Source organism: Variovorax sp. FW301-JW7, assembly GCF_058788795.1.
In genome coordinates, this window is the sequence record NZ_JBYTBC010000004.1 from 393,769 (window position 1) to 416,854 (window position 23,086).

Consider the following 23,086-nt stretch of genomic DNA (forward strand, 5'->3'; position numbering starts at 1 on the left):
CACGGATCAGCGCTGCGGGCTCTGCACCGTCGCCGCGACGATCCGGCGCACCACCGGCAGCACCACGAGCAGCGACGGAAACGCGGCCAGCCACGACACGCCCCATGCGGCCATCCACATCTGGAAGAGGCCCGAGGCCAGCCCCACGCTCTTGAGCGTGGAGATGCCCGCCACGATGCACGACATGAAGATCGACAGCAGGAAGGGCATGGCGATGCCCGCATAGCGGGCCGGCAGTTTTCTTGTGGTCATGGTTGGGCAAGCTCCTGGATGTGGTTGTTCAAGGTGCGCGGACGGGGTTGCAGCCCCTCTGAGTCGTCGGCGCCGATCACCGGCACGGTGGGTCTGTGTCGTTGTTTCATGGAATGATTCCTTCGTTTGTGGCCATGCGGCCTGCGACCGCGAGGCCTCGAAGATACGAACGGCAGGCGCCATCGGGAAGCCACGCGCGCCGCCATAGACCTTCATCCAGACCGAGAGAATCCATGGACCAGATTCAGGACATCCGGGCCTTCGTGGCCATCGTCGACCACGGCAGCCAGAGCGCGGCGGCCCGGCACCTGGGGCGCTCGGTGCAGTCCATCAGCCGCTCGCTGAGCGTGCTCGAGCGCAGCCTCGGCGTGCAGCTCCTTCGCCGCACCACGCGGCAGTCGTCGGTCACCGAGGTGGGGTTGGCCTACCACCGCCGCGTGCAGGCCGCGCTGGCGGAGTTCGATGCGGCGGCCGTCGAGGCCAGCAGCCAGCTCGCCTCGCCGCGGGGCCTGCTGCGCGTGGCCGCGCCGGTGCAGTTCGCGCCGGCCTTCGTGGTGCCGCTGATCGGCGCGTTCATGCAGCGCTACCCGGACATGGAGGTCGAACTCACGGCTTCCGACCGTTTCGTGGACCTGATCGAAGGCGAGCTGGACCTGGCCATCCGCATCGGCGAGCTGCCCGATTCCGAACTGGCGGCCAAGCCGCTCGGCGAGCTGCGGCTGGTGGTGTTCGGCTCGCCGGCGTACTTCGCGCGGCACGGACGGCCGCAGCGGCCCGAAGACCTGGCCGACCACCAGTGTGTGGTGCGCACCACGCACGGCAGCGATGCGCACTGGCCCTTCACGGTCGACGGCACGCTGCAGCGCGTCAAGGTGACGGGGCGCTTCCGGGCCGACAACACGGCCGCGATCTATGCGGCGGTGCTGAGCGGGCTGGGCTTGTTCTTCACGCCGCTGTGGCAGATCCGCGACCTGCTCGACAGCGGGCAGGCCGAACTGGTGCTGACCGAGTTCGAGTCGCCGAGGATTCCGGTCCACGCGGTGTGGCCCTCATCCCGCGGCAGCTTTGCGCGGGCCCGGCTGTTCGCCGATTTCGCGGCGGCGCACCTGCCGTCGCTGCAGCCGCGCGAGGGCGCCTAACCGGCGAACAGCGCCGCCGGCACGCCCGGGCTGTCGATGCGCACCGAGAAGAGCCCACCGGCCAGCGGCTCGCCCTGCAGCTGCTCTTCGGTGCGGCCGTTGCGCGCCGTCGTGATGTAGAGCGTCTGCATGTCGGCGCCGCCGAAGGCGCAGTCGGTCACGTTGCTCGCGGGCAGCGCGATGCGGCACAGCTCGGCGGCGCTCACCGGGTCGTGGCAGGTGACGCAGGCGCCGTCCCAGTGCGCGATCCACAGGCGGCCGGCCGCGTCGGTGGTCATGCCGTCGGGCAGGCCGTCGCCCTTCGGGAAGCGGTGCCACACGCGCTTGTTCGACACCGTGCCGGCGTCCATGTCGAAGTCGTAGGCATACAGCTTGTTGATCGCCGTGTTGTTGAAGTACATGGTGCGGCCGTCGCCCGACCACGTCGGCCCGTTGGTCACCTCGAAGCCGTCGTCGTGCCGGGTGCAATGGCTGTCGGCGTCGAAGCGGTAGAGCGCGCCGGTGGGCGCCTTGCAGTCGAAGTCCATGCTGCCGGCCCAGAAGCGGCCGCGGCTGTCGCACTTGCCGTCGTTGAAGCGGTTGCCGGTGCGCTCGGGTTCGGGCTGGTGCAGGTAGCGCGGCTTCGCGGTGTCGCCGGGCGCGGTGGTGTCGAACAGCGCGAAGCCGCGGCGCAGCGTGAGGAACAGGCCCGGCGCCGATGCGCGCTCGGAAATCGCGGTGATCTCTTCGTCGAAGTGCCAGGTGCGCTGCGCGCCCGTGGCCGGGTCGTAGCGGAACAGGCGCGGCTGCAGGATGTCGATCCAGTACAGCGTCTGCTCGCGCACCGACCACAGCGTGCCTTCGCCGAGGTCGGCGGCGGCGGACCAGAGGCATTCGGGCGTGCCGAGCACGCGGGGCGCTGCGAGCGGCGAAGAAGGGGCGCTTGTCTCTTGCATGTTCATTTGTTCTTTCTGTAGGTCATGTCGCCTTGACGCGGCGGATCGTATCAAGGCATATTGATAATAGAAATGGAAAATAATTGCATTGATTGATATGTGTTTTGCAATGTCATGAGATGCCCCCTGGAGACCTTTTCTTGAATTCCCCCCAGCTTTCCATCCATCCCAGCCTGAAGGGCCGCACCGTGTTCGTCACCGGCGGCGGCAGCGGCATCGGCGCGGCCATCGTCGCTGCTTTCGCAGCGCAGGGCGCGCGCGTGGCCTTTGTCGATATTGCAGAAGCTGCCAGCGCGGCGCTCGCCGCGCAGATCGCCGGGGCCGGCCACGCCGCGCCGTGGTGGCGCGCCTGCGACGTGCGCGACATCGGCGCGCTGCAGCAGGCCGTGGCCGATGCGGCCGCCGAGCTCGGCGACTTCGCGGTGCTGGTCAACAACGTGGCCAGCGACGACCGCCACACGCTCGCATCGGTCACGCCCGACTACTACGACAACCGCATGGCCATCAACGAGCGGCCCGCGCTGTTCGCGATCCAGTCGGTGGTGCCGGGCATGAAGCGCCTGGGCTTCGGCTCGGTGATCAACCTCGGCTCCACGGGCTGGCAGACCAAGGGCTCGGGCTACCCTTGCTACGCGATCGCCAAGTCGTCGGTGAACGGCCTCACGCGCGGGCTCGCGGTGGAGCTGGGCCGCGATCGCATCCGCATCAACACCGTGTCGCCCGGCTGGGTGATGACCGAGCGGCAGGTGGCGCTGTGGCTCGACGACGAGGGCGAGAAGGCGCTGCACCGCAACCAGTGCCTGCCCGACAAGCTGATGCCGGAAGACATCGCGCGCATGGTGCTGTTCCTCGCGTCGGACGACGCGAAGATGTGCACCGCGCAGGAGTTCACCGTCGACGCGGGCTGGACCTGATCAGTCCATCTCGAGTTTGCGGCCGTAGACGCTCATGCTGGCGGTCTTCAGCGCCTTCATCATCACCTTCGCGGCCGGCGACAGCAGCCGGTCGGTGCGCGTGATGATGCCGAAGGCGTCCATGTGGCAGGGCATGTCCAGCGGCAGCAGCGACACGATGCCGTGCGCCGCGTAGTAGCGCGCCACGTCGGTCGCCAGCACCGCGACCATGTCGCTTTGCTGCAGCATGCGCGTGATGAACAGCAGCGCCGGGCTCTCGATGATGTTGCCCGGCGGCGCCAGGCCTTCCTCCTGGAACATCAGCTCGAAGCGGTGGCGCAGCACGCTGCCCGCGGGCGGCACGATCCAGCCGGCGCCCACCACGTCGCGCAGCGTGAGCCCGCTCACGCCCAGCAGCGGATGGCCGGGGCGCACCAGCGCGCACACGGGCTCCTCGGTGAGCGCCTCGTAGCGCAGCTGCGACTTGTCGTGCTCGGCGAACAGCCGCGCCACGAGGATGTCGAGCTTGCCCTGCTCGAGCCGCTCGAGCAGCACCGGGCTGGTCTCGATCTCCAGTGACACACGCAGGTCGGGCTGCTCGCGCTTGACCATCGCCACGGCCGGCGGCATCAGCGTGAGGCCCGGCGCGGTGATGGCGCCCACGTTCACCTGGCCGAGGCGTCCGGCCTTCAACGCGGTGAGCTCGTCGTGCGCCTGGTTCAGGCTGGCCAGCGCCACGCGGGCGTGGCGGATCATGGTTTCGCCGTACCAGGTGGGGCGCATGCCGCGCGGCAGCCGGTCGAACAGCGGCACCTCGAGCACGTCTTCCAGGTCTTTCAGCAATTTCGACGCGGCGGGCTGCGTCATGTTGAGCACCTGCGCCGCGCGGTGGATGTTGCCTTCCTCGGCCAGCGCCACCAGCAACAGCAGCTGGCGGGTCTTGAGGCGGGCGCGGATGAACCAGTGGTTGTAGGTGTTCATGAAGAGGCTGCGAACGAAGGTCTGACGGGGTTTTCCAGAATCCACCGATTGATATGCATTTTGTCTAAAAAACGATTGGATCGATATCGAAATCGTTTCTAGACTCCCGCCCCAGTCCCATCACAACAGAGACAAGGCAACGCCACGGTGATCCACGGCGAGCTTCGGCAGAGCGTGCGCCAGTACATCAACGGCCGCTGGGAAACCAGCGCGACCACCGGTGTCAGCGTCAATCCATCGGACACCAGCGAAGTGGTGGCCGAGTACGCACGTGCCGACCGGCGCCAGGTGGAGCTGGCGGTCCGCGCGGCCAGCGAGGCCTTCGTGCACTGGAGCCACAGCACGCCGCAGCGGCGCGCCGACGTGCTCGACCGCATCGGCGCCGAGCTGCTCGCCCGCAAGGACGAGCTGGGCCTGCTGCTGGCGCGCGAGGTCGGCAAGACGCTGCCCGAGGCCGTGGCCGAGGTGGCGCGCGCGGGCCAGATCTTCAAGTTCTTCGCGGGCGAGGCCCTGCGCGGCGGCGGGGGCGAGAACGTGGCCTCGGTGCGCGCCGGCGTGCAGGTCGACGTGACGCGCGAGCCGGTCGGCGTGGTGGGCCTCATCACGCCATGGAACACGCCCTTCGCGGTGCCGGCCTCCAAGATCGCCGCGGCGCTGGCGCATGGCAACAGCGTGGTCTTCAAGCCGGCCGAGCTGGTGCCGGCCTGCGGCTGGGCGCTCGCCGACATCATCGGCCGCGCCACGCTGCCGGCCGGCGTGTTCAACCTCGTGATGGGCAGCGGGCGCGAAGCGGGCCAGGCGCTGGTCGACAGCGCGCTGGTCGATGCGCTGAGCTTCACCGGCTCGGCCGCCAACGGCGAACGCGTGCTGCAGGCCGCCACCACACGGCGCGCCAAGGTGCAGCTGGAGATGGGCGGCAAGAACGCGCTGGTGGTGCTGGCCGATGCCGACCTCGACCGCGCCGTCGACTGCGCGGTGCAGGGCGCCTACTTTTCCAACGGCCAGCGCTGCACGGCGTCGAGCCGCCTCATCGTCGAAGCCGCCGTGCACGACGCCTTCGTGGCGCAGCTGCGCCAGCGCCTGAAGACACTGAAGATCGGCCACGCGCTGGAGCGCGGCATCGACATCGGCCCCGTGGCCGACGAAGAGCGGCTGGCGCAGAACCTCGCGTGGATCGACATCGCACGCGAGGAGGGCGCCGAGCACGTGTGGGGCGGCGAAGCGCTGCAGCGCGCCACCGCCGGCCACTACATGAGCCCCGCGCTCTTCCTGGCCCAACCCGAACACCGCATCGCGCGCGAAGAAATCTTCGGGCCGCTGGCCTGCGTGCTGCGCGCCGACGACTACGACGAAGCGCTCGCGCTGTGCAACGACACGCCCTTCGGCCTGTGCGCAGGCCTCTGCACCAACTCGCTGAAGCACGCGATGCACTTCAGGCGCCATGCCGTGGTCGGCATGACGATGGTCAATCTGCCGACCGCGGGGGTGGACTTTCATGTGCCCTTCGGTGGCCGCAAGGGGTCGGGCTACGGGCCGCGCGAACAAGGGCGCCACGCCGCGGAGTTCTACACGACGGTGAAGACCGGCTACATGCTGGCCTGAGCTGAAAGCCAACGGTTCTCGAACGGTTTCTTAAAAGCAAGTCAACAGAAGGAGACATCCCATGACCATGAATCGCCGCACCCTCAACACCGCGCTCGCCGCCGCAGCCCTGGGCAGCCTGCTGCCCGTGTCCGCCCTCGCGCAGAAGAAGCTCGTGCTGGGCTTCGCGCAGGTGGGCGCCGAGAGCGAATGGCGCACCGCCAACACCGAGTCGATCAAGTCCTCGGCCAAGGAGGCGGGCATCGAGCTCAAGTTCTCCGACGCGCAGCAGAAGCAGGAGAACCAGATCAAGGCCATCCGCTCGTACATCGCGCAGAAGGTCGACGTGATCGCGTTCTCGCCCGTGGTCGAGTCGGGCTGGGAAACCGTGCTGCGCGAAGCCAAGGCCGCGAAGATTCCGGTGGTGCTGACCGACCGCTCCGTGAACACCAAGGACGACTCGCTCTACGTGACCTTCATGGGCTCCGACTTCACCGAGGAAGGCCGCAAGGCCGGCCGCTGGCTGGTCGAGAAGATGAAGGACCAGAAGGGCGAGGTGAACATCGTCGAGCTGCAGGGCACCGTGGGCTCGGCCCCCGCCATCGACCGCAAGAAGGGCTTCGAGGAAATCATCAAGGCCGACCCGAAGTTCAAGATCACCCGCTCGCAGACCGGCGACTTCACGCGCGCCAAGGGCAAGGAGGTGATGGAAGCCTTCCTCAAGGCCGAGGGCAAGAAGATCAATGTGCTTTACGCGCACAACGACGACATGGCCATCGGCGCGATCCAGGCGATCGAAGAAGCCGGCATGAAGCCCGCGAAGGACATCACCATCATCTCCATCGACGGGGTGAAGGGCGCCTTCGAAGCCATGATCGCCGGCAAGCTCAACGTGTCGGTCGAATGCAGCCCGCTGCTCGGGCCGCAGCTCATGAGCGCGGTGAAGGACATCAAGGCCGGCAAGACGCTGCCCAAGCGCATCGTGACCGAAGAAGGCATCTTCCCCATGGAAGTCGCCGCCAAGGAATTCCCGAACCGCAAGTACTGAGGACCGACCGACATGAAACGCAACTTCCTCAAGGCCTCGCTCGCGGGCCTGGCCTTCGCCGTCGTCGGCTTCGCGCCGCTGGCCCACGCGCAGGACAAGGGCCTCATCGCCATCTCGATGCCCACCAAGTCGTCGGCGCGCTGGATCGCCGACGGCGCCAACATGGTCAAGTACTTCAAGGACAAGGGCTACAAGACCGACCTGCAGTACGCGGACGACGACATCCCGAACCAGCTCGCGCAGATCGAGAACATGGTGACGAAGGGCTCGAAGGTGCTGGTGATCGCGGCCATCGACGGCACCACACTCTCCGACGTGCTGCAAAAGGCCGCTGACAAGGGCGTGAAGGTCATCGCCTACGACCGGCTCATCAAGGGCTCGAAGAACGTCGACTACTACGCCACCTTCGACAACTTCCAGGTCGGCGTGCTGCAGGCGCAATCCATCGAAACCGCACTGGGCCTGAAGAGCGGCAAGGGCCCGTTCAACATCGAGCTGTTCGGCGGATCGCCCGACGACAACAACGCCTTCTTCTTCTACAACGGCGCGATGTCGGTGCTCGACCCGTACATCAAGAGCGGCAAGCTCGTGGTGCGCAGCAAGCAGATGGGCATGGACAAGGTCGGCACGCTGCGCTGGGACGGCGCAGTGGCGCAGGCCCGCATGGACAACCTGCTGTCGGCCTACTACACGAAGGACCGCGTCGATGCGGTGCTGTCGCCGTACGACGGCCTCTCCATCGGCATCCTGTCGTCGCTCAAGGGCGTGGGCTACGGCTCGGGCTCGCAGCCGATGCCGGTGGTGTCGGGGCAGGACGCGGAGATTCCGTCGGTCAAGTCGATCCTGCGCAAGGAGCAAAGCTCCACCGTGTTCAAGGACACGCGCGAGCTGGCCAAGGTGACGGTCTCGATGGTCGACGCCATGCTCTCGGGCAAGACGCCCGAGGTGAACGACACCAAGACCTACAACAACGGCATCAAGGTCGTGCCCTCGTACCTGCTCAAGCCGGTGAGCGTGGACGGCTCCAACTGGAAGCAGGTGCTGGTGGACAGCGGCTACTACAAGGAAAGCCAGGTCAAGTGAGCCCGGCCGGCGAAGCGCGCACGATCCTCGAGATGCGCGGGATCACCAAGACGTTCCCGGGCGTGAAGGCCCTGAGCAACGTCAACCTCGCCGTGCGCGCGGGGGAGATCCACGCGGTGGTCGGCGAGAACGGCGCGGGCAAGTCGACGCTCATGAAGGTGCTGAGCGGTGTCTACCCGTGCGACTCATACACCGGCGAGATCCATTTCGAGGGCGAGCTGCGCCGCTTCAAGGGCATCGCCGACAGCGAGAAGCTGGGCATCATCATCATTCACCAGGAGCTCGCGCTGGTGCCGCTGCTCTCGATTGCCGAGAACATCTTCCTGGGCAACGAGATCGCGAGCGGCGGCGTGATCGACTGGTTCGCCGCCTATGCGAAGACGCGCGAGCTGCTCGCCAAGGTGGGCCTGAAGGAGCCGCCCACCACGCTCGTGACCGACCTGGGCGTGGGCAAGCAGCAGCTGGTGGAGATCGCCAAGGCGCTGGCGAAGGAGGTGAAGCTGCTGATCCTCGACGAGCCCACCGCGAGCCTGAACGAGAACGACAGCGATGCGCTGCTCGCGCTGCTGCTCGAACTGAAGCGCCAGGGCATCGCGTCGATCCTCATCTCGCACAAGCTCAACGAGATCGCCAAGGTGGCCGATTCGATCACCGTGCTGCGCGACGGCGCGACGGTGGAGACCATGGACTGTCGCGGCGCGCCGATCAGCGAAGACCGCATCATCCGCGGCATGGTGGGCCGCGACATGGAACACCGCTATCCGCAGCGCTCGCCGAAGATCGGCGAGACGGTGCTGGAGGTGCGCGACTGGCGCGTGCACCACGCGCTGCATGCCGACCGCGAGCAGATCAAGGGCGTGAACCTGCAGGTGCGCCAGGGCGAGATCGTCGGCATCGCGGGCCTCATGGGCGCGGGGCGCACCGAGCTGGCGATGAGCGTGTTCGGCAAGTCGTACGGCCAGCGCATCAGCGGCTCGGTGCTGATGCACGGCAAGCCGGTGGATGTGAGCACCGTGCGCAAGGCCATCGACCACGGCATCGCCTACGTCACCGAAGACCGCAAGGGCCTCGGGCTGGTGCTGGAGGAGGGCATCCGCAAGAACATCAGCCTCGCGAACCTCGATGCGATTTCCGAACGCGCGGTGATCGACGACGGGCGCGAGTTCAAGGTGGCGAACGACTTCAAGAAGGCATTGAACATCCGCTGTTCGGGCGTCGAGCAGCTGGTGGTCAACCTGTCGGGCGGCAACCAGCAGAAGGTGGTGCTGAGCAAGTGGCTCTTCACCAAGCCCGAGCTGCTGATATTGGACGAGCCCACGCGCGGCATCGACGTGGGCGCCAAGTACGAGATCTACACCATCATCGACCAGCTCGCGAGCGAGGGCAAAGGCATTCTCATGATTTCTTCCGAACTGCCCGAGCTGCTGGGCATGTGCGACCGCATCTACGTGATGAACGAGGGGCGCTTCGTGGCCGAGTTCACCGCGGCCGAGGCGTCGCAGGAACGCATCATGCATGCCATCGTGAGCGCGGGGAGTTCTGTCCATGTCGCTGCCTGAAGCCAACGCGGTGCAGGGCGCCGCTCCCGTTGCCTCTCCGAAGCTGCACGTAGGCTTCCTGAAGAACAACCTGCGCGAGTACGGCATGCTGATCTCGCTGGTCGCGATCATGGTGCTGTTCCAGGTGCTGACCGACGGCACGCTGCTGCGGCCGCTCAACCTCACCAACCTGCTGCTGCAGAACAGCTACGTCGTCATCATGGCGCTGGGCATGCTGCTGGTGATCGTGGCGGGGCACATCGACCTGTCGGTGGGCTCGGTCTGCGGCTTCATCGGCGCGCTCGCGGCGGTGCTGATGGTGGAGTACGAATGGCACTTCATACCGACCGCGATCATCAGCATCGCGGCCGGTGCGGTGATCGGCGCCGCGCAGGGCTGGTTCGTGGCGTTCCGCAAGATCCCTTCGTTCATCGTCACGCTCGCGGGCATGCTGGTGTTCAAGGGGCTCACGCTGGCGCTGCTGGCGGGGCAGTCGGTGGGACCGTTTCCGGTCGAGTTCCAGCGCCTGAGTTCGGGCTTCATCCCCGATTCGCTCGGCGGCGACACGGTGCGCACCACCTCGCTGATCGTGGGCGCGCTGGCGGCTGCGGCGCTGGTGTTCTTCAAGCTGCGCGGGCGCGCCAAGCTCAAGGCGCATGGCATGGAGCAGGAGCCCTACGCCTTCTTCCTCGTGAAGAACCTGTTCTTCGCGGCGATCATTCTTTTCTTCAGCTACCTGCTCTCGACCTACAAGGGCCTGCCCAACGTGCTGGTGGTGATGGCGGTGCTGATCGTGGTGTACGACTTCGTCACCAACCGCACGACCATCGGCCGGCGCATCTATGCGCTGGGCGGCAACGAGAAGGCGGCGCGGCTGTCGGGTGTGAAGACGCAGCGGCTGGCGTTCCTCACCTTCGTGAACATGGGGGCGCTGGCGGCGTTGGCGGGGCTTGTGTTCGCGGCGCGCCTGAACACGGCGACGCCCAAGGCGGGCCTGGGTTTCGAGCTCGATGTGATTGCTGCCTGCTTCATCGGCGGCGCCTCGGCCTCGGGCGGCGTGGGCCGGGTAATGGGCGCGGTGATCGGCGCCTTCATCATGGGCGTGATGAACAACGGCATGTCGATCCTGGGCATCGGCATCGACTACCAGCAGGTCATCAAGGGGCTGGTGCTGCTGGCGGCAGTGTTCGTCGACGTCTACAACAAGAACAAGTGAACGCATGACCGACAGCGGCATCCCCCCCGTGCTGGAGTTGCGGGGCATCCACAAGCAGTTCGCCGGCATCCCGGTGCTCAACGGCGTGCAGCTGAAGCTCTACCCAGGCGAGATCCATGCGCTGATGGGGCAGAACGGCGCGGGCAAGTCCACGCTCATCAAGGTGCTCACGGGCGTGCTGCCGTCGAGCGGCGGAGAGATGTTTCTCGATGGCCAGGCCATCCGGCCCGGCTCGCCGCTGGAGGCGCAGAAGCTGGGCATCAGCACGGTCTACCAGGAGGTGAACCTGTGTCCGAACCTCTCGGTGGCGGAGAACGTGTTCGCGGGGCGCTATCCGCGCTGCGGCGCGATGCAGGGCTTTCGCATCGACTGGGCGGCGGTGAACCGCAGGGCTTCGGAGCTGCTGGCGCGCATCGGGCTCGACATCGACGTGACGCGCTTGCTGTCGAGCTATTCGGTCGCGGTGCAGCAGATGGTGGCGATCGCGCGGGCGCTCGGTGTGTCGTCGAAGGTGCTGATCCTCGATGAGCCGACTTCGAGCCTGGACGATGACGAGGTGGAGAAGCTGTTCGAGGTGCTGCGGCGCTTGCGCGGCGAGGGCCTTGCCATCGTCTTCGTGACGCACTTCCTGAACCAGATGTACGCGGTGTCCGACCGCATCACCGTGCTGCGCAACGGCAACTGGGTGGGCGAGTGGAAGGCGGTGGACCTCGGTCCGCAAGCCTTGATCGCGGCGATGCTGGGTCGCGAGTTGGCGGCGCAATCGGCACGACCTGCCGCGCTGCCTGCATTCGACGAGGCCGCGCCGGCGCTGCTGCAATCCGAAGGACTGGGGCAGGCGGGGCAGTTGCAGGCGACCGATCTGCGCGTGCGTGCCGGCGAGGTCGTCGGCATCGCCGGCCTGCTCGGCGCGGGCCGCACCGAACTGGCGCGCCTGCTGTTCGGGCTCGAATCACCCGACCGTGGCGTGCTGAAGATCGACGGTCGCTCCGTCAGTTTCTCGAACCCGGCCGATGCGATCCGCGAAGGCCTTGCGCTGTGCCCCGAAGAGCGCAAGACCGACGGCATCGTGGCCGAGCTGTCGGTGCGCGAGAACATCGCGCTCGCGCTGCAGGCCCGGCTCGGCACGCGGAAATTTCTCTCGCACGCCGAGCAGACCACGATGGCCGAGCGCTTCGTCGCCTCGCTGGGCATCAAGACCGCGAGCGTCGAAACGCCCATCGGCCTGCTCTCGGGCGGCAACCAGCAGAAAGCCATGATCGCGCGCTGGCTCGCGACCGAGCCGCGCCTCCTGATCCTGGACGAACCCACGCGCGGCATCGACGTGGCGGCCAAGCAGGAAATCATGGAAGAGATCCTGCGGCTCGCGCGCGCGGGCATGGCGGTGATCTTCATCTCGTCGGAGATGAGCGAAGTGGTGCGCGTGGCGCATCGCATCGTGGTGTTGCGCGACCGGCAGAAGGTGGGTGAGCTACCCGGTGGTTCGACTGAGGACGAGGTCTACGAAATGATTGCCGCCGCATGACGCGCCACGATCTCTCCTCTTGTTTCTCCCTCCCCTTCCGGGGGAGGGTCGGGGTGGGGGCTCGCGGCCTTCACCGCCGCGCAGCATCAGAGGCCGCGTGCCCCCATCCCAACCTTCCCCCGGAAGGGGAAGGAGCAAGGCGGAAGACATGACGCGCCTTTCATCCCTCATGCAGCATCGGCTTGCATGGCCGGTCATCACGCTGCTGCTCCTGCTCGCCATCAACACCGCGTTCAACGCGAGCTTCCTGCACCTCGAGTGGCGCGACGGCCATCTCTACGGCAGCCTGATCGACATCGTGAACCGCGCGGCGCCGCTGGTGCTGGTGTCGCTCGGCATGACGCTGGTGATCGCCACGCGCGGCATCGACATCTCGGTGGGCGCGGTGGTGGCCATCGCGGCGGCGGTCGCGGCCTGGATGATCGGCGGCTCGGTGTCCAGCGACGTGAGCCGCTTCCCGATGCCGCTCGCGATCCTCGCGGCGCTGGCCGTCGCGCTGCTGTGCGGCCTGTGGAACGGGTTGCTGGTCGCCAAGGTCGGCATGCAGCCGATCATCGCGACGCTGATCCTCATGGTGGCGGGGCGCGGCATCGCGCAGCTGGTCGCAGACGGGCAGATCATCACGATCTACTACAAGCCCTTCTTCTTCCTCGGCAGCGGCTACCTGCTGGGGCTGCCGTTCTCGCTGTTCATCGTGGCGGCGGTGTTCGCGCTGCTGTACCTGGCGATCACGCGCACGGCGCTCGGCCTGTTCATCCAGGCGGTGGGCATCAACCCGACGGCCGCGCGCGTGGCGGGCATCCAGGCGCGGCGGCTGGTCGTCGGGGCGTATGCGTTCTGCGGCGTGTGCGCGGGCGTGGCGGGGTTGCTGATCAGCTCGAACGTGAAGAGCGCGGACGGCAACAACGCGGGCCAGCTGCTGGAGTTGGATGCAATCCTCGCGGTCACGCTCGGCGGCACGGCGCTCACGGGCGGTCGCTTCAGCCTCGTGGGCAGCGTGATCGGCGCGCTCATCATCCAGACGCTGACCTACGCGATCTACTCGCTGGGCGTGCCGCCGGAAATCAATCTCGTGGTGAAGGCGGTGGTGGTGTTCGTGGTGATGCTGATGCAGTCGCCGGAGTTCCGGGCGGAGGTCCGCACGCTGGTGCAGCGGCCGGCGCATGACGGGGGCAGGGCATGAGCGCGGTGATCGACGCCAACGCGGCACCCTCACCCCAACCCGCTCCCGCAAGCGGGAGCGGGGGCAAGAAGGGGCTCAATCCGAAGTACCTGCCGCTCACCGCGACCATCTCGCTGTTCGTGCTGATGGCGACGCTGGGCTCGGTGTTCTACGACGGCTTCTTCTCGGCGCAGGTGTTCCTCAACCTGCTGATCGACAACGCCTTCCTCATCGTCGTCGCGGTCGGCATGACCTTCGTGATCCTGTCGGGCGGCATCGACCTGTCGGTGGGATCGGTGATTGCGCTCACCACGATGGTGTCGGCCTCGCTGGTCGAGAAGCACGGGTGGAGCCCGGCGGTGGTGATTCCGCTGGTGCTGGCGATGGGTACGGCGTTCGGCGCGTTCATGGGGCTGCTCATCGAACGCTTCCGGCTGCAGCCCTTCATCGTCACGCTCGCGGGCATGTTCCTCGCGCGGGGTCTGTGCTACCTCATCAGCATCGACTCGATCAGCATCACCAACGCGTTCTATTCGGAGGTCTCGCAGATCCGCATTCCCATCTGGGGCGAGGCCTCGGTGTCGGTCAGCGCGGTGATCGCCATCGCCGTGCTGCTGGCCGCGGTGTTCATCGCGCACTGCACGCCGTTCGGGCGCGCGGTGTATGCCATCGGCGGCAGCGAGCATTCGGCCATGCTCATGGGCCTGCCGGTGCGCCGCACGCTCGTGGGCGTGTACACGCTCTCGGGTTTCTGCTCGGCGCTGGCCGGCGTGATCTTCACCTTCTACATGCTCTCGGGCTACGGCCTGCATGCGCTCGGGCTGGAGCTCGACGCCATCGCGGCGGTGGTGATCGGCGGCACGCTGCTCACGGGCGGCGTGGGCTACGTGGCGGGCACGCTCTTCGGCGTGCTGATGCTCGGAATCATCCAGACGCTGATTTCCTTCGACGGCACGCTGAGCTCGTGGTGGACGCGCATCGTGGTCGGCGCGCTGCTCTTCGTGTTCTGCCTGCTCCAACGCTTCTTCACCTCGCGCGCCCCGCGCCGCTGACCATTTCCCCATGACAAAGAAACTGCGCTCGACCGAATGGTTCGGCTCCGCCGACAAGAACGGCTTCATGTACCGCAGCTGGATGAAGAACCAGGGCATCCCCGACCATGAGTTCGACGGCCGCCCCATCGTCGGCATCTGCAACACCTGGTCGGAACTCACGCCCTGCAACGCGCACTTCCGCAAGATCGCCGAGCACGTCAAGCGCGGCATCTCGGAGGCGGGCGGTTTTCCGGTCGAGTTCCCGGTGTTCTCGAACGGCGAATCGAACCTGCGGCCCACCGCGATGCTCACGCGCAACCTCGCGAGCATGGACGTGGAAGAAGCGATCCGCGGCAACCCGGTCGATGCGGTGGTGCTGCTCACGGGCTGCGACAAGACCACGCCCGCGCTGCTGATGGGCGCGGCCAGCTGCGACATCCCGGCCATCGTGGTCACGGGCGGGCCGATGCTCAACGGCAAGCTCGACGGCAAGGACATCGGCTCGGGCACGGCCGTGTGGCAGCTGCATGAATCGCTGAAGGCGGGCGAGATCAACCTGCACCAGTTCCTCTCGGCCGAGGGCGGCATGTCGCGTTCGGCGGGCACCTGCAACACGATGGGCACGGCCTCCACCATGGCCTGCATGGCCGAGGCGCTGGGCACCTCGCTGCCGCACAACGCGGCGATTCCGGCGGTTGATGCGCGGCGCTACGTGCTGGCGCAGATGTCGGGTGCGCGCGCGGTGCAGATGGCCAAGGACGGGCTCACGCTGTCGAAGATCCTCACGCGCGAAGCCTTCGAGAACGCGATCCGCGTGAATGCGGCCATCGGCGGATCGACCAATGCGGTGATCCACCTGAAGGCGATCGCGGGGCGCATCGGCGTCGAGCTCGAGCTGGAAGACTGGACGCGCATCGGCAGCCACACGCCGACCCTCGTGGACCTCATGCCTTCGGGGCGCTTCCTCATGGAAGAGTTCTATTACGCGGGCGGCCTGCCCGCCGTGCTGCGCCGCCTCGGCGAGCACGGGCTGTTGCCGCACCCCGGCGCGCTCACCGTCAACGGCCAGTCGCTCTGGGACAACGTGCGCGAGGCGCCGAGCCTGAACGACGAGGTGATCCGCCCGCTCGACAACCCGCTGATCGCCGACGGCGGCATCCGCATCCTGCGCGGCAACCTGTCGCCGCGCGGCGCGGTGCTCAAGCCCTCGGCCGCCACGCCCGAGCTGCTGAAGCACCGTGGCCGCGCCGTGGTGTTCGAGAACCTGGAGCACTACAAGGCACGCATCGTCGATGAAGACCTCGACATCGATGCGAGCTGCGTGATGGTGCTGAAGAACTGCGGCCCCAAGGGCTACCCCGGCATGGCCGAGGTCGGCAACATGGGCCTGCCGCCGAAGCTGTTGCGCCAGGGCGTGAAGGACATGGTGCGCATCTCCGACGCGCGCATGAGCGGCACGGCCTACGGCACGGTGGTGCTGCACGTCGCACCTGAAGCGGCCGACGGCGGGCCTTTGGCTGCGGTGCGCGATGGCGACTGGATCGAGCTCGATTGCGATGCGGGGCGGCTGCACCTGGACATCAGCGACGAGGAACTGGCGTCGCGGCTCGCGTCGTTGTCCGCCTCCGATGCGCAGCCGATGAGCACGCGCGGCGGCGGCTACCAGAAGCTCTACGTGAACCACGTGCTGCAGGCCGACGAAGGCTGCGATTTCGATTTCCTGGTCGGCTGCAGAGGCTCGGCCGTTCCCCGTCACTCCCACTGATCACACGTCATGACCCCCCGATACCGCGGCATCTTCCCGGTGGTGCCCACCACCTTCACCGAACAGGGCGCGCTCGATCTGGAGAGCCAGAAGCGCTGCGTCGATTTCATGATCGACGCGGGCTCCGACGGCCTGTGCATCCTGGCGAATTTCTCCGAGCAGTTCGTGCTGTCCGACGAGGAGCGCGAGGTGCTCACGCGCACCATCCTCGAGCACGTGAAGGGCCGCGTGCCGGTGATCGTGACCACCACGCACTACAGCACCCAGGTCTGCGCCGAGCGCAGCCGCCGCGCGCAGGCGATGGGCGCGGCGATGCTGATGGTGATGCCGCCGTACCACGGCGCGACCTTCCGCGTGCCCGAGCCGCAGATCCACGAGTTCTACGCGCGGTTGTCGGATGCGGTGACGATTCCGATCATGGTCCAGGACGCACCCGCGAGCGGCACAGTGCTGTCGGCACCGTTCCTCGCGCGCATGGCGCAGGAGATCGAGCAGGTTGCGTATTTCAAGATCGAGACGGCCGGTGCCGCGTCGAAGCTGCGCGAGCTGATCCGCCTGGGCGGCGACGCCATCGAAGGGCCCTGGGACGGCGAAGAGGCCATCACGCTGATGTCCGACCTCGATGCCGGTGCGACCGGTTCGATGACCGGCGGCGGCTACCCGGACGGCATCCGTCCGATCATCGAAGCGCACCGTGCGGGCGACCGCGACAAGGCTTTCGCGCTGTACCAGCAGTGGCTGCCGCTCATCAACTATGAGAACCGGCAGGCGGGCCTGCTGGCTTGCAAGTCGCTCATGAAGGAGGGCGGCGTGATCGTTTGCGAGGCGCCGCGGCATCCGCTGCCGGCGATGCACCCCGCAACGCGCGCGGGCCTGATCGAGACGGCGAAGCGGCTCGATCCGCTGGTGCTGCGCTGGGGACGATAGCGAGTTTGCTGTCCTCCACGAAGTACGGTGTGAGGATCTCCGTCAGCCAGTTCATCACGGCGAGCACGCGCGGCGCGAGCTGGCGCCGGTTGACGTACACCAGCGACACCGGCATCGGGCGCGCGCTGAACGCCGGCATCACCTGCACGAGCGAGCCGGCCGCAAAGCCGCGCAGCAGGCCGGCGATCGGCGCCTGGATCAGCCCGAGGCCCGCGACCGCCGCGGCGTTGTAGGCGTCGGTGCCGTTCACCGTGACGGTGGCGCGCACCGGCTGCATCCGGTAGCGGCCCTGGGCCGCGTCGAAGTACTCCCAGCCTGCGTCGTTCGGCGAAAGGGTCTGCGCGAAATGCACGATGCGGTGCTGCGCGAGGTCGGCGAGCGTCTGCGGCGTGCCGTGCGCCTGCAGGTAGGCGGGACTCGCGGCGTTGGCCATGCGCATGAACCCGAGCGGTCGGGCGACGAGTTCGGAGTCGCCCAGCACCCCCACGCGCAGCACGCAGTCGAAGCCCTCGTTCACGAGGTCGACGCGGCGGTCGGTGGTGCTGATGCCGATCTCCAGCGCGGGATGCCGCGCGAGGAATTCGGGCAGGCGCGGAATGACGAGGTCGCGCGCCACGGTGGCCGGCAGATCGATGCGCAGACGCCCCGTGAGGCCGCCGGTGTTCGCGCGGAACATGGTGGCCAGTTGCTCGCCTTCGGCCAGGTGGTCCTTGCAGCGCTCGAGAAAGCGCGTGCCGTCTTCCGTGAGGCGCACGCTGCGCGTGGTGCGCTGCAGCAGCCGTGTGCCCAGGCGCTCTTCCAGTTGCTGCACGGCCACCGAGACGCGGGCACGGGTCAGGCCGAGCTGGTCGGCGGCGCGGCTGAAGCTCGCGAGTTCGGCGACCCTCGCGAAGATGCGCAGTTCGTCGGTGCTCATGGCGGCGGATTGTTTCGTTTTTGAATAACAGTGTGCGTAGTCTGGCGGAATTTATCTTTCTGCCGGTAATTTTTAAAGTCCTCCCATCGATTCACCGATCAACCACCGAGGACTTTGAAATGACCGCTTCCAGCAGCCCCAACGCATCGCGCATCGCACTCATCACCGGCGGCAGCCGTGGCCTGGGCCGCAGCGCCGCGCTGGCGCTCGCCGCCGACGGCGTCGATGTGATCCTGACCTACGTGTCGAACGAAGCCACCGCACAGGCGGTGGTGTCGCAGATCGAGGCGAAGGGGCGTCGCGCCGTTGCGCTGCAGCTCGACGTCGGCGACAGCACGGCCTTCGCCGCGTTCGCAGCGTCAGTGAAGACGGCGCTGGCCGCCACGTGGCAGCGCGAGCGCTTCGACTTCCTGGTGAACAACGCCGGCGTGGGCCTGCATGTGAACTTCGAGGACATGACCGAAGCGCAGTTCGACACGCTCTACAACATCCACTTCAAGGGCACGTACTTCCTCACGCAGAAGCTGCTGCCGCTGATCAACGACGGCGGGCGCATCGTCAACGTGTCGTCGGGGCTGACGCGCTTCGCCATGGAAGGCGCGTCGGCCTATGCCGCGATGAAGGGCGCGGTGGAAGTGCTGACGCGCTACCTCGCCAAGGAACTCGGCAAGCGCGGCATCGCGGCGAACACGATCGCACCGGGTGCGATCGAGACCGACTTCAGCGGGGGCAGGGTGCGCGACAACGCACAGGTGAACGCGATGGTCGCGAGCTTCACCGCGCTCGGACGTGCGGGCCAGCCCGACGACATCGGCGGTGCGATCGCGGGCTTGCTGGGGGAGGGGAGCCGCTGGGTGAATGCCCAGCGCATCGAGGTGTCGGGCGGGATGTTCGCCTGAGCACCGCGTGCCCGGCGAGGGTCAGCTCTTCTCGAGCTCGGTGACTTGCAGCGACAGATCGAACAGCTTGGACTTGCTGGCGTAGTAGCGGTCCAGGCGCCACTCCTTCAGGATGTCCATCGCAAGCTGGAAGCTCTTGTAGTCGAGGCTGTAGAGCGTGATCAACTCGAAGCTGCGTTCGGCTTCGAGCGCCAGCACGAGTTGGGCAAGGATCTTGGCCGATTCGTTGGCCGGGTCCGTTTCGATGAATCGGCGAGCGACCTTGATGGCATTCATGGGAAAGTGTTCCTCGGTTGGCAGGGACCGGGAACTATAGCTAGCACATGCCTGTATTTTGTGACGATTTGATGACAAATGAGGGTATCGCCCGTGAACGCGGCGTCGGTGTTATCACCAACACGCGCTTGCGGGCGAGGCGCTCATCGGCACGTCATTGCATCGGCGCGTTGCGCGGCACCGGCATCGGCATGGGGTCGGGCATCCGCGGCGGCAGCGTCGCGGCCGGCACGGGCACCATGACGGTGGAGACCGACTCGCGGATCACGCCGCCGCCCATCACGCTGCCGTCGACATTGCTGCGGATGTTGCCTGCGCTGCCCAGCACGCGGGCCTCGCAGTCGGCGCGCTCGGCCGGCGGCTGCAGGCTGCAGCGGGCCACGGCGTTGGCGCGGTAGTCGGGCGCGGAGGTCAGGCCGCCGCGGGCCGCAGCCTGGCGCGCGGCGCCGGCTTCGCGGATGCAGGCGGCACGGTCCTGCTGGTTGTGGCCGCAGACGGCCACTTCCTGCTGGTAGATGCCGCCGCCGCCGTCCCCGCGGGCGGCCGCGGCGATGGTGGAGGTGGCCAGCCCGCTGATCGCGAGCAGGGCGAAGATCATCGAACGCACGTTGTTTGGCATGGTGTGCTCCTTGTGGCGTATCGGGACGAAAGACCGCAAGGGTTGGACCGGCCATGCGCGGTCGAGTTCATGGCCGGGTGCGGTCAGCGCACAGGCTGCGGCGGCAGCGGGGTGACGGTTTCGCGGATCACGCCGCCGCCCATCACGCTGCCTTCGGTGGTGGTGCGCGCACCGCCGCGTATGCGCGCTTCGCAGTCCGCGCGGTCGGCCACGGGCTGTTCGCTGCAGCGCGCCATCGCGTTGGCGTCTTCACGCGCGGCACCGGGGGCGGTCAGGCCGTTGCGCCCGGTTTCCTGGCGCGCGGCGCCGGCTTCGCGCAGGCAGGCCGCGCGGTCCTGTTGCACGCCGTCACACGTGGCACGTTCTTTTTGCATCCGCGCGTCGCTGCCCGGCGCCTGGGCCGAGGCCAGCGGCGCGCCGGCCATGAAGAAGCCGCCGACGGCCACGAGGGCGGCCGTCGAGAGCGTGGAACGGAAGGTGTGGATCGTCATCGGGGCTCCTGAAGCGGCGCGCCGTGCGAACAGAGAACAGAAAACAAAAGAACGCAGGCCGCGACCGGTGCCCCAGTGTGGGCCGGGGGGCCGCGGCGGGCTGTGGGACAAGCCGCGCGCCGTGGAGCGGGCCGGACGCGCCCCTGCGTGTGGGACACGTCCGTCAGCGCCAGGAGGGCGGGCCTCCCGCGCTGCGGGGCGGGCGGATCAGCCCTGCGCGATGCGCTGCGCGAGGTGGGCCAGCGCCTCTTCGACCTGGTCGACGAGGATCAGCGACAGGTCGCCCGGCTGCAGCCGCGCCAGCGCGGTGTCGATGGCGACGAACTCGCCGCGGATCTCGTCGATCTGGCGCGTGCGCGAGGCACCCTGCAGGCCCTGGCGCAGCAGCGCCATGACTTCGCCGTCGGCCCGGCCGCGCTGCGCCGCGTCCTGGTACAGGATCACGTCGTCGAAGGCCTGGCCGAGGATCGCGGTCTGGTCGCGGATGTCGGAGTCGCGCCGGTCGCCCGCGCCGCTGATGACCACCGAGCGCTTGTTGGCGGGCATGGTGTCCACGGCCGACACCAGCGCCTTCATGGCGTCGGTGTTGTGGCCGTAGTCGGCGATCACGGTGGCGCCGCGGTAGTCCATGACATTGAAGCGCCCGGGCACGCCGGCCGCGTCGTTCATGAAGCTCGACAGGCCGCTGCGGATGGTGTCCCAGTCCAGGCCCACGGCCCACGCGGCGGCCACCGAGGCCATCACGTTGTCGACCTGGAAGCCGATGGTGCCGCCGCGCGTGATGGGCACGTCGCGCAGCGCGATGCGTTCGCGCCACGAGCCTTCGGCGGCCACCAGCGTGTCCTGGTCGACGTACACGGTGCGCTTGCCCTGCGCGCGGTGCGTGGCCATCACCGGGTGCATGCGGTCGGCGGTGAAGAAGATGACGTTGCCGGGGCAGCCGGCCGCCATGGCGGCGACGTTCACGTCGGCCGCGTTGAGCACCGCGTAGCCGTCGGGGGCCACGTTGCGCACGATCACGCGCTTGAGCACCGCCAGGTCTTCCACCGTGGTGATGTAGTTCAGGCCCAGGTGGTCGCCGCTGCCGATGTTGGTGACCACGGCCACCTCGCAGCGGTCGAAGCCCAGGCCCTCGCGCAGCACGCCGCCGCGGGCCACTTCGAACACGGCCGCGTCGACGTCGGGGTGCATCAGCACGTTGCGCGCGCTCTTGGGGCCGCTGCAGTCGCCGCTGTCGGTCTGGCGGCCGTTGACGTACACGCCGTCGGTGTTCGTCATGCCGGTGCGCAGGCCGCTGGAGGCAATGATGTGGTTGATCAGGCGCGCGGTGGTGGTCTTGCCGTTGGTGCCGGTGACGGCCACCACGGGAATGCGGCCGTCGTCGCCGGGGGCGAACAGCGTGTCCATCACCGCTTCGCCGACCGCGCGGCCGCGGCCGAACGAGGGCGAGATGTGCATGCGCAGGCCGGGCGCGGCGTTCACCTCGACCACGCCGCCGTGTTGTTCTTCGAGCGGGCGCAGCACGTTCTCGCAGACCATGTCGACGCCGCAGATGTGCAGGCCGACCATCTGCGCCGCATCGACGGCGCGCGCGGCCACTTCGGGGTGCACGGTGTCGGTGACGTCGGTGGCGGTGCCGCCGGTCGAGAGGTTGGCGTTGTTGCGCAGCACGACGCGCTGGCCCAGCTCGGGCACGCTCTCGGGCGTGAGGCCCTGCGACTCGAGCCGGCCGATGGCGATGTCGTCCAGGCGGATCTTGGTGAGCGAGGTGGCGTGGCCCTCGCCGCGGCGCGGGTCGAGGTTCACGGTGTCGACCAGCTGGCGCACGGTGGAACTGCCGTCGCCGATCACCTGCGGCGGGTCGCGGCGCGCGGCGGCCACGAGGCGGTCGCCCACCACCAACAGGCGGAAGTCGAAGCCGGGCAAAAATTTCTCGACCATCACCTCGCCGTACACGGCGGCCGAGTCGTAGGCCGAGTTCAGCTGCTCGCGCGTGGTGATGTTCACCGTCACGCCCTTGCCCTGGTTGCCGTCCTGCGGCTTCACCACGACCGGCAGGCCGATTTCTTCGGCGGCGGCCCAGCCGTCGTCGGCGCTGCTCACGGGGCGGCCCAGCGGCACCGGCACGCCGGCGGCGTTGAGCAGCTGCTTGGTGAGTTCCTTGTCCTGCGCGATCGATTCGGCCACGCCGCTGGTGCTGTCGATCTCGGCGGCCTGGATGCGGCGCTGCTTGGAGCCCCAGCCGAACTGCACCAGGCTGCCGCTGGTGAGGCGGCGGTACGGAATGCCGCGCGCCACGGCGGCGTCGACGATGGAGCCGGTGCTCGGGCCCAGGCGCTCCGATTCGTCGAGGTCGCGCAGCTCGGTGATGGCGGCGTCGGCGTCGAAGGGGGTGTCGGCCAGCGCGGCCCGGATCAGCGCTTCGGCCAGCGCGAGGGCGCGGCGGCCCACGTCTTCCTCGGTGTACTGCACGGTGACCTGGTAGACGCCTTCGTCCGTCGTCGGCGCGGTGTTGCCGAAGTTGACGGCGCAGCCGGCCTGGGCCTGCAGCGCCACGGCGGCGTTCTCGAGCACGTGGGCCAGCGCCAGCGGCTGGCCGAGCACCATCGGGTGCAGCTCGCCGATGGTCGGGAAGCGGGCGCGCAGGCGGGCTTCGAACCCGTCGAGCTTGCCGACGGCGTTCTCGTCGCCTTCGCAGGCCACGACGGCCTCGATGGTGGTGTGGCGGCTCCAGAGATTGGGGCCGCGCAGGGCGCGGATGCGGGTGACTTTCATGGGGCTACGGCACGGGGCGCGCGGTTGCGGT

Annotated in this window: 20 protein-coding genes and 1 pseudogene; 13 read left to right on the forward strand and 8 right to left on the reverse strand. The window is 67.9% G+C overall.

Going from position 1 to position 23,086, the window contains the following annotated elements; genetic code table 11:
• Positions 1 to 6: 6 nt before the first annotated feature.
• On the reverse strand, positions 7 to 252 hold the full coding sequence (locus tag AC3WQM_RS13695) for a DUF2798 domain-containing protein (RefSeq protein ID WP_070060049.1): 246 nt from the start codon (positions 250 to 252) through the stop codon (positions 7 to 9).
• Positions 253 to 485: 233 nt separating this feature from the next.
• Between AC3WQM_RS13695 and AC3WQM_RS13700 the strand changes: the two genes are divergently transcribed.
• Positions 486 to 1,391: a LysR family transcriptional regulator gene (locus tag AC3WQM_RS13700; protein WP_489059180.1), complete on the forward strand. Its 906-nt coding sequence runs from the start codon at positions 486 to 488 to the stop codon at positions 1,389 to 1,391.
• Here AC3WQM_RS13700 and AC3WQM_RS13705 read toward each other — a convergent pair.
• Positions 1,388 to 2,332, reverse strand: coding sequence for an SMP-30/gluconolactonase/LRE family protein (locus AC3WQM_RS13705; protein ID WP_492679383.1), 945 nt, complete (start codon positions 2,330 to 2,332; stop codon positions 1,388 to 1,390). The genes AC3WQM_RS13700 and AC3WQM_RS13705 overlap by 4 nt on opposite strands.
• A 113-nt stretch (positions 2,333 to 2,445) precedes the next feature.
• On the opposite strand from AC3WQM_RS13705, the gene AC3WQM_RS13710 reads away from it, so the two are divergent.
• Entirely contained in the window at positions 2,446 to 3,240 is a 795-nt protein-coding gene (locus tag AC3WQM_RS13710) for an SDR family NAD(P)-dependent oxidoreductase (RefSeq protein WP_492679385.1), read from the forward strand.
• On the opposite strand, the gene AC3WQM_RS13715 is transcribed toward AC3WQM_RS13710, so the two are convergent.
• Entirely contained in the window at positions 3,241 to 4,200 is a 960-nt protein-coding gene (locus AC3WQM_RS13715; RefSeq protein ID WP_489059174.1) for a LysR family transcriptional regulator, read from the reverse strand.
• A gap of 147 nt (positions 4,201 to 4,347) precedes the next feature.
• On the opposite strand from AC3WQM_RS13715, the gene AC3WQM_RS13720 reads away from it, so the two are divergent.
• The 10 genes from AC3WQM_RS13720 (at position 4,348) to AC3WQM_RS13765 (ending at position 17,079) form a co-directional block, all read left to right on the forward strand.
• Entirely contained in the window at positions 4,348 to 5,802 is a 1,455-nt protein-coding gene (locus tag AC3WQM_RS13720) for an aldehyde dehydrogenase family protein (protein WP_492679387.1), read from the forward strand.
• A gap of 61 nt (positions 5,803 to 5,863) precedes the next feature.
• Positions 5,864 to 6,829: an ABC transporter substrate-binding protein gene (locus AC3WQM_RS13725; RefSeq protein ID WP_492679389.1), complete on the forward strand. Its 966-nt coding sequence runs from the start codon at positions 5,864 to 5,866 to the stop codon at positions 6,827 to 6,829.
• Between the two features lie 12 nt (positions 6,830 to 6,841).
• Complete coding sequence (chvE, locus tag AC3WQM_RS13730) at positions 6,842 to 7,912, forward strand: multiple monosaccharide ABC transporter substrate-binding protein (protein WP_492679391.1); 1,071 nt, start codon at positions 6,842 to 6,844, stop codon at positions 7,910 to 7,912.
• A gap of 32 nt (positions 7,913 to 7,944) precedes the next feature.
• A complete protein-coding gene (gene mmsA / locus AC3WQM_RS13735) occupies positions 7,945 to 9,471 on the forward strand; it encodes a multiple monosaccharide ABC transporter ATP-binding protein (protein ID WP_492679792.1) in 1,527 nt (508 codons plus the stop codon).
• The gene (gene mmsB / locus AC3WQM_RS13740; protein ID WP_492679393.1) at positions 9,458 to 10,666 is read left to right on the forward strand and encodes a multiple monosaccharide ABC transporter permease; all 1,209 of its coding nucleotides are present in this window, start codon (positions 9,458 to 9,460) and stop codon (positions 10,664 to 10,666) included. Before mmsA ends, mmsB begins: the two co-directional genes overlap by 14 nt.
• A 4-nt stretch (positions 10,667 to 10,670) precedes the next feature.
• Positions 10,671 to 12,191: a sugar ABC transporter ATP-binding protein gene (locus AC3WQM_RS13745; protein WP_492679395.1), complete on the forward strand. Its 1,521-nt coding sequence runs from the start codon at positions 10,671 to 10,673 to the stop codon at positions 12,189 to 12,191.
• Positions 12,192 to 12,339: 148 nt separating this feature from the next.
• Positions 12,340 to 13,374, forward strand: a complete 1,035-nt coding sequence (locus AC3WQM_RS13750; RefSeq protein WP_492679397.1) for an ABC transporter permease — start codon at positions 12,340 to 12,342, stop codon at positions 13,372 to 13,374.
• On the forward strand, positions 13,371 to 14,405 hold the full coding sequence (gene yjfF / locus AC3WQM_RS13755; protein WP_492679399.1) for a galactofuranose ABC transporter, permease protein YjfF: 1,035 nt from the start codon (positions 13,371 to 13,373) through the stop codon (positions 14,403 to 14,405). The genes AC3WQM_RS13750 and yjfF overlap by 4 nt, the downstream gene beginning before the upstream one ends.
• A 10-nt stretch (positions 14,406 to 14,415) precedes the next feature.
• Positions 14,416 to 16,152, forward strand: a complete 1,737-nt coding sequence (locus AC3WQM_RS13760; protein ID WP_492679401.1) for an IlvD/Edd family dehydratase — start codon at positions 14,416 to 14,418, stop codon at positions 16,150 to 16,152.
• 9 nt (positions 16,153 to 16,161) lie between these two features.
• On the forward strand, positions 16,162 to 17,079 hold the full coding sequence (locus AC3WQM_RS13765) for a dihydrodipicolinate synthase family protein (RefSeq protein ID WP_492679403.1): 918 nt from the start codon (positions 16,162 to 16,164) through the stop codon (positions 17,077 to 17,079).
• A gap of 49 nt (positions 17,080 to 17,128) precedes the next feature.
• Here AC3WQM_RS13765 and AC3WQM_RS13770 read toward each other — a convergent pair.
• Positions 17,129 to 17,995 (reverse strand): annotated as a pseudogene (locus tag AC3WQM_RS13770) (LysR family transcriptional regulator); the annotation flags it as partial.
• 119 nt (positions 17,996 to 18,114) lie between these two features.
• Here AC3WQM_RS13770 and AC3WQM_RS13775 point away from each other — a divergent pair.
• Positions 18,115 to 18,894, forward strand: coding sequence for an SDR family NAD(P)-dependent oxidoreductase (locus AC3WQM_RS13775; RefSeq protein ID WP_492679405.1), 780 nt, complete (start codon positions 18,115 to 18,117; stop codon positions 18,892 to 18,894).
• A gap of 21 nt (positions 18,895 to 18,915) precedes the next feature.
• Here the strand turns inward: AC3WQM_RS13775 and AC3WQM_RS13780 are convergent, their stop codons facing one another.
• From AC3WQM_RS13780 to cphA, 4 genes are all read right to left on the reverse strand, one after another.
• Positions 18,916 to 19,170, reverse strand: a complete 255-nt coding sequence (locus tag AC3WQM_RS13780; RefSeq protein ID WP_492679407.1) for a hypothetical protein — start codon at positions 19,168 to 19,170, stop codon at positions 18,916 to 18,918.
• A 154-nt stretch (positions 19,171 to 19,324) separates the two neighbouring features.
• Positions 19,325 to 19,789: a hypothetical protein gene (locus AC3WQM_RS13785; RefSeq protein WP_492679409.1), complete on the reverse strand. Its 465-nt coding sequence runs from the start codon at positions 19,787 to 19,789 to the stop codon at positions 19,325 to 19,327.
• Positions 19,790 to 19,872: 83 nt separating this feature from the next.
• Positions 19,873 to 20,280, reverse strand: a complete 408-nt coding sequence (locus tag AC3WQM_RS13790) for a hypothetical protein (RefSeq protein ID WP_492679411.1) — start codon at positions 20,278 to 20,280, stop codon at positions 19,873 to 19,875.
• A gap of 207 nt (positions 20,281 to 20,487) precedes the next feature.
• Entirely contained in the window at positions 20,488 to 23,055 is a 2,568-nt protein-coding gene (cphA, locus tag AC3WQM_RS13795; protein WP_492679413.1) for a cyanophycin synthetase, read from the reverse strand.
• Positions 23,056 to 23,086 lie beyond the last annotated feature (31 nt).

Coding starts and splice junctions, on each gene's coding strand:
- yjfF (WP_492679399.1), top strand. CDS start 13,371: ATGAGCGCGGTGATCGACGCCAACGCGGCACCCTCACCCCAACCCGCT.
- AC3WQM_RS13745 (WP_492679395.1), top strand. CDS start 10,671: ATGACCGACAGCGGCATCCCCCCCGTGCTGGAGTTGCGGGGCATCCAC.
- AC3WQM_RS13750 (WP_492679397.1), top strand. CDS start 12,340: ATGACGCGCCTTTCATCCCTCATGCAGCATCGGCTTGCATGGCCGGTC.
- AC3WQM_RS13765 (WP_492679403.1), top strand. CDS start 16,162: ATGACCCCCCGATACCGCGGCATCTTCCCGGTGGTGCCCACCACCTTC.
- AC3WQM_RS13780 (WP_492679407.1), bottom strand. CDS start 19,170: ATGAATGCCATCAAGGTCGCTCGCCGATTCATCGAAACGGACCCGGCC.
- AC3WQM_RS13715 (WP_489059174.1), bottom strand. CDS start 4,200: ATGAACACCTACAACCACTGGTTCATCCGCGCCCGCCTCAAGACCCGC.
- AC3WQM_RS13700 (WP_489059180.1), top strand. CDS start 486: ATGGACCAGATTCAGGACATCCGGGCCTTCGTGGCCATCGTCGACCAC.
- AC3WQM_RS13760 (WP_492679401.1), top strand. CDS start 14,416: ATGACAAAGAAACTGCGCTCGACCGAATGGTTCGGCTCCGCCGACAAG.
- AC3WQM_RS13695 (WP_070060049.1), bottom strand. CDS start 252: ATGACCACAAGAAAACTGCCGGCCCGCTATGCGGGCATCGCCATGCCC.
- AC3WQM_RS13725 (WP_492679389.1), top strand. CDS start 5,864: ATGACCATGAATCGCCGCACCCTCAACACCGCGCTCGCCGCCGCAGCC.
- AC3WQM_RS13705 (WP_492679383.1), bottom strand. CDS start 2,332: ATGAACATGCAAGAGACAAGCGCCCCTTCTTCGCCGCTCGCAGCGCCC.
- AC3WQM_RS13775 (WP_492679405.1), top strand. CDS start 18,115: ATGACCGCTTCCAGCAGCCCCAACGCATCGCGCATCGCACTCATCACC.
- mmsA (WP_492679792.1), top strand. CDS start 7,945: ATGCGCGGGATCACCAAGACGTTCCCGGGCGTGAAGGCCCTGAGCAAC.
- AC3WQM_RS13710 (WP_492679385.1), top strand. CDS start 2,446: ATGCCCCCTGGAGACCTTTTCTTGAATTCCCCCCAGCTTTCCATCCAT.
- AC3WQM_RS13790 (WP_492679411.1), bottom strand. CDS start 20,280: ATGACGATCCACACCTTCCGTTCCACGCTCTCGACGGCCGCCCTCGTG.
- chvE (WP_492679391.1), top strand. CDS start 6,842: ATGAAACGCAACTTCCTCAAGGCCTCGCTCGCGGGCCTGGCCTTCGCC.
- mmsB (WP_492679393.1), top strand. CDS start 9,458: ATGTCGCTGCCTGAAGCCAACGCGGTGCAGGGCGCCGCTCCCGTTGCC.
- AC3WQM_RS13785 (WP_492679409.1), bottom strand. CDS start 19,789: ATGCCAAACAACGTGCGTTCGATGATCTTCGCCCTGCTCGCGATCAGC.
- cphA (WP_492679413.1), bottom strand. CDS start 23,055: ATGAAAGTCACCCGCATCCGCGCCCTGCGCGGCCCCAATCTCTGGAGC.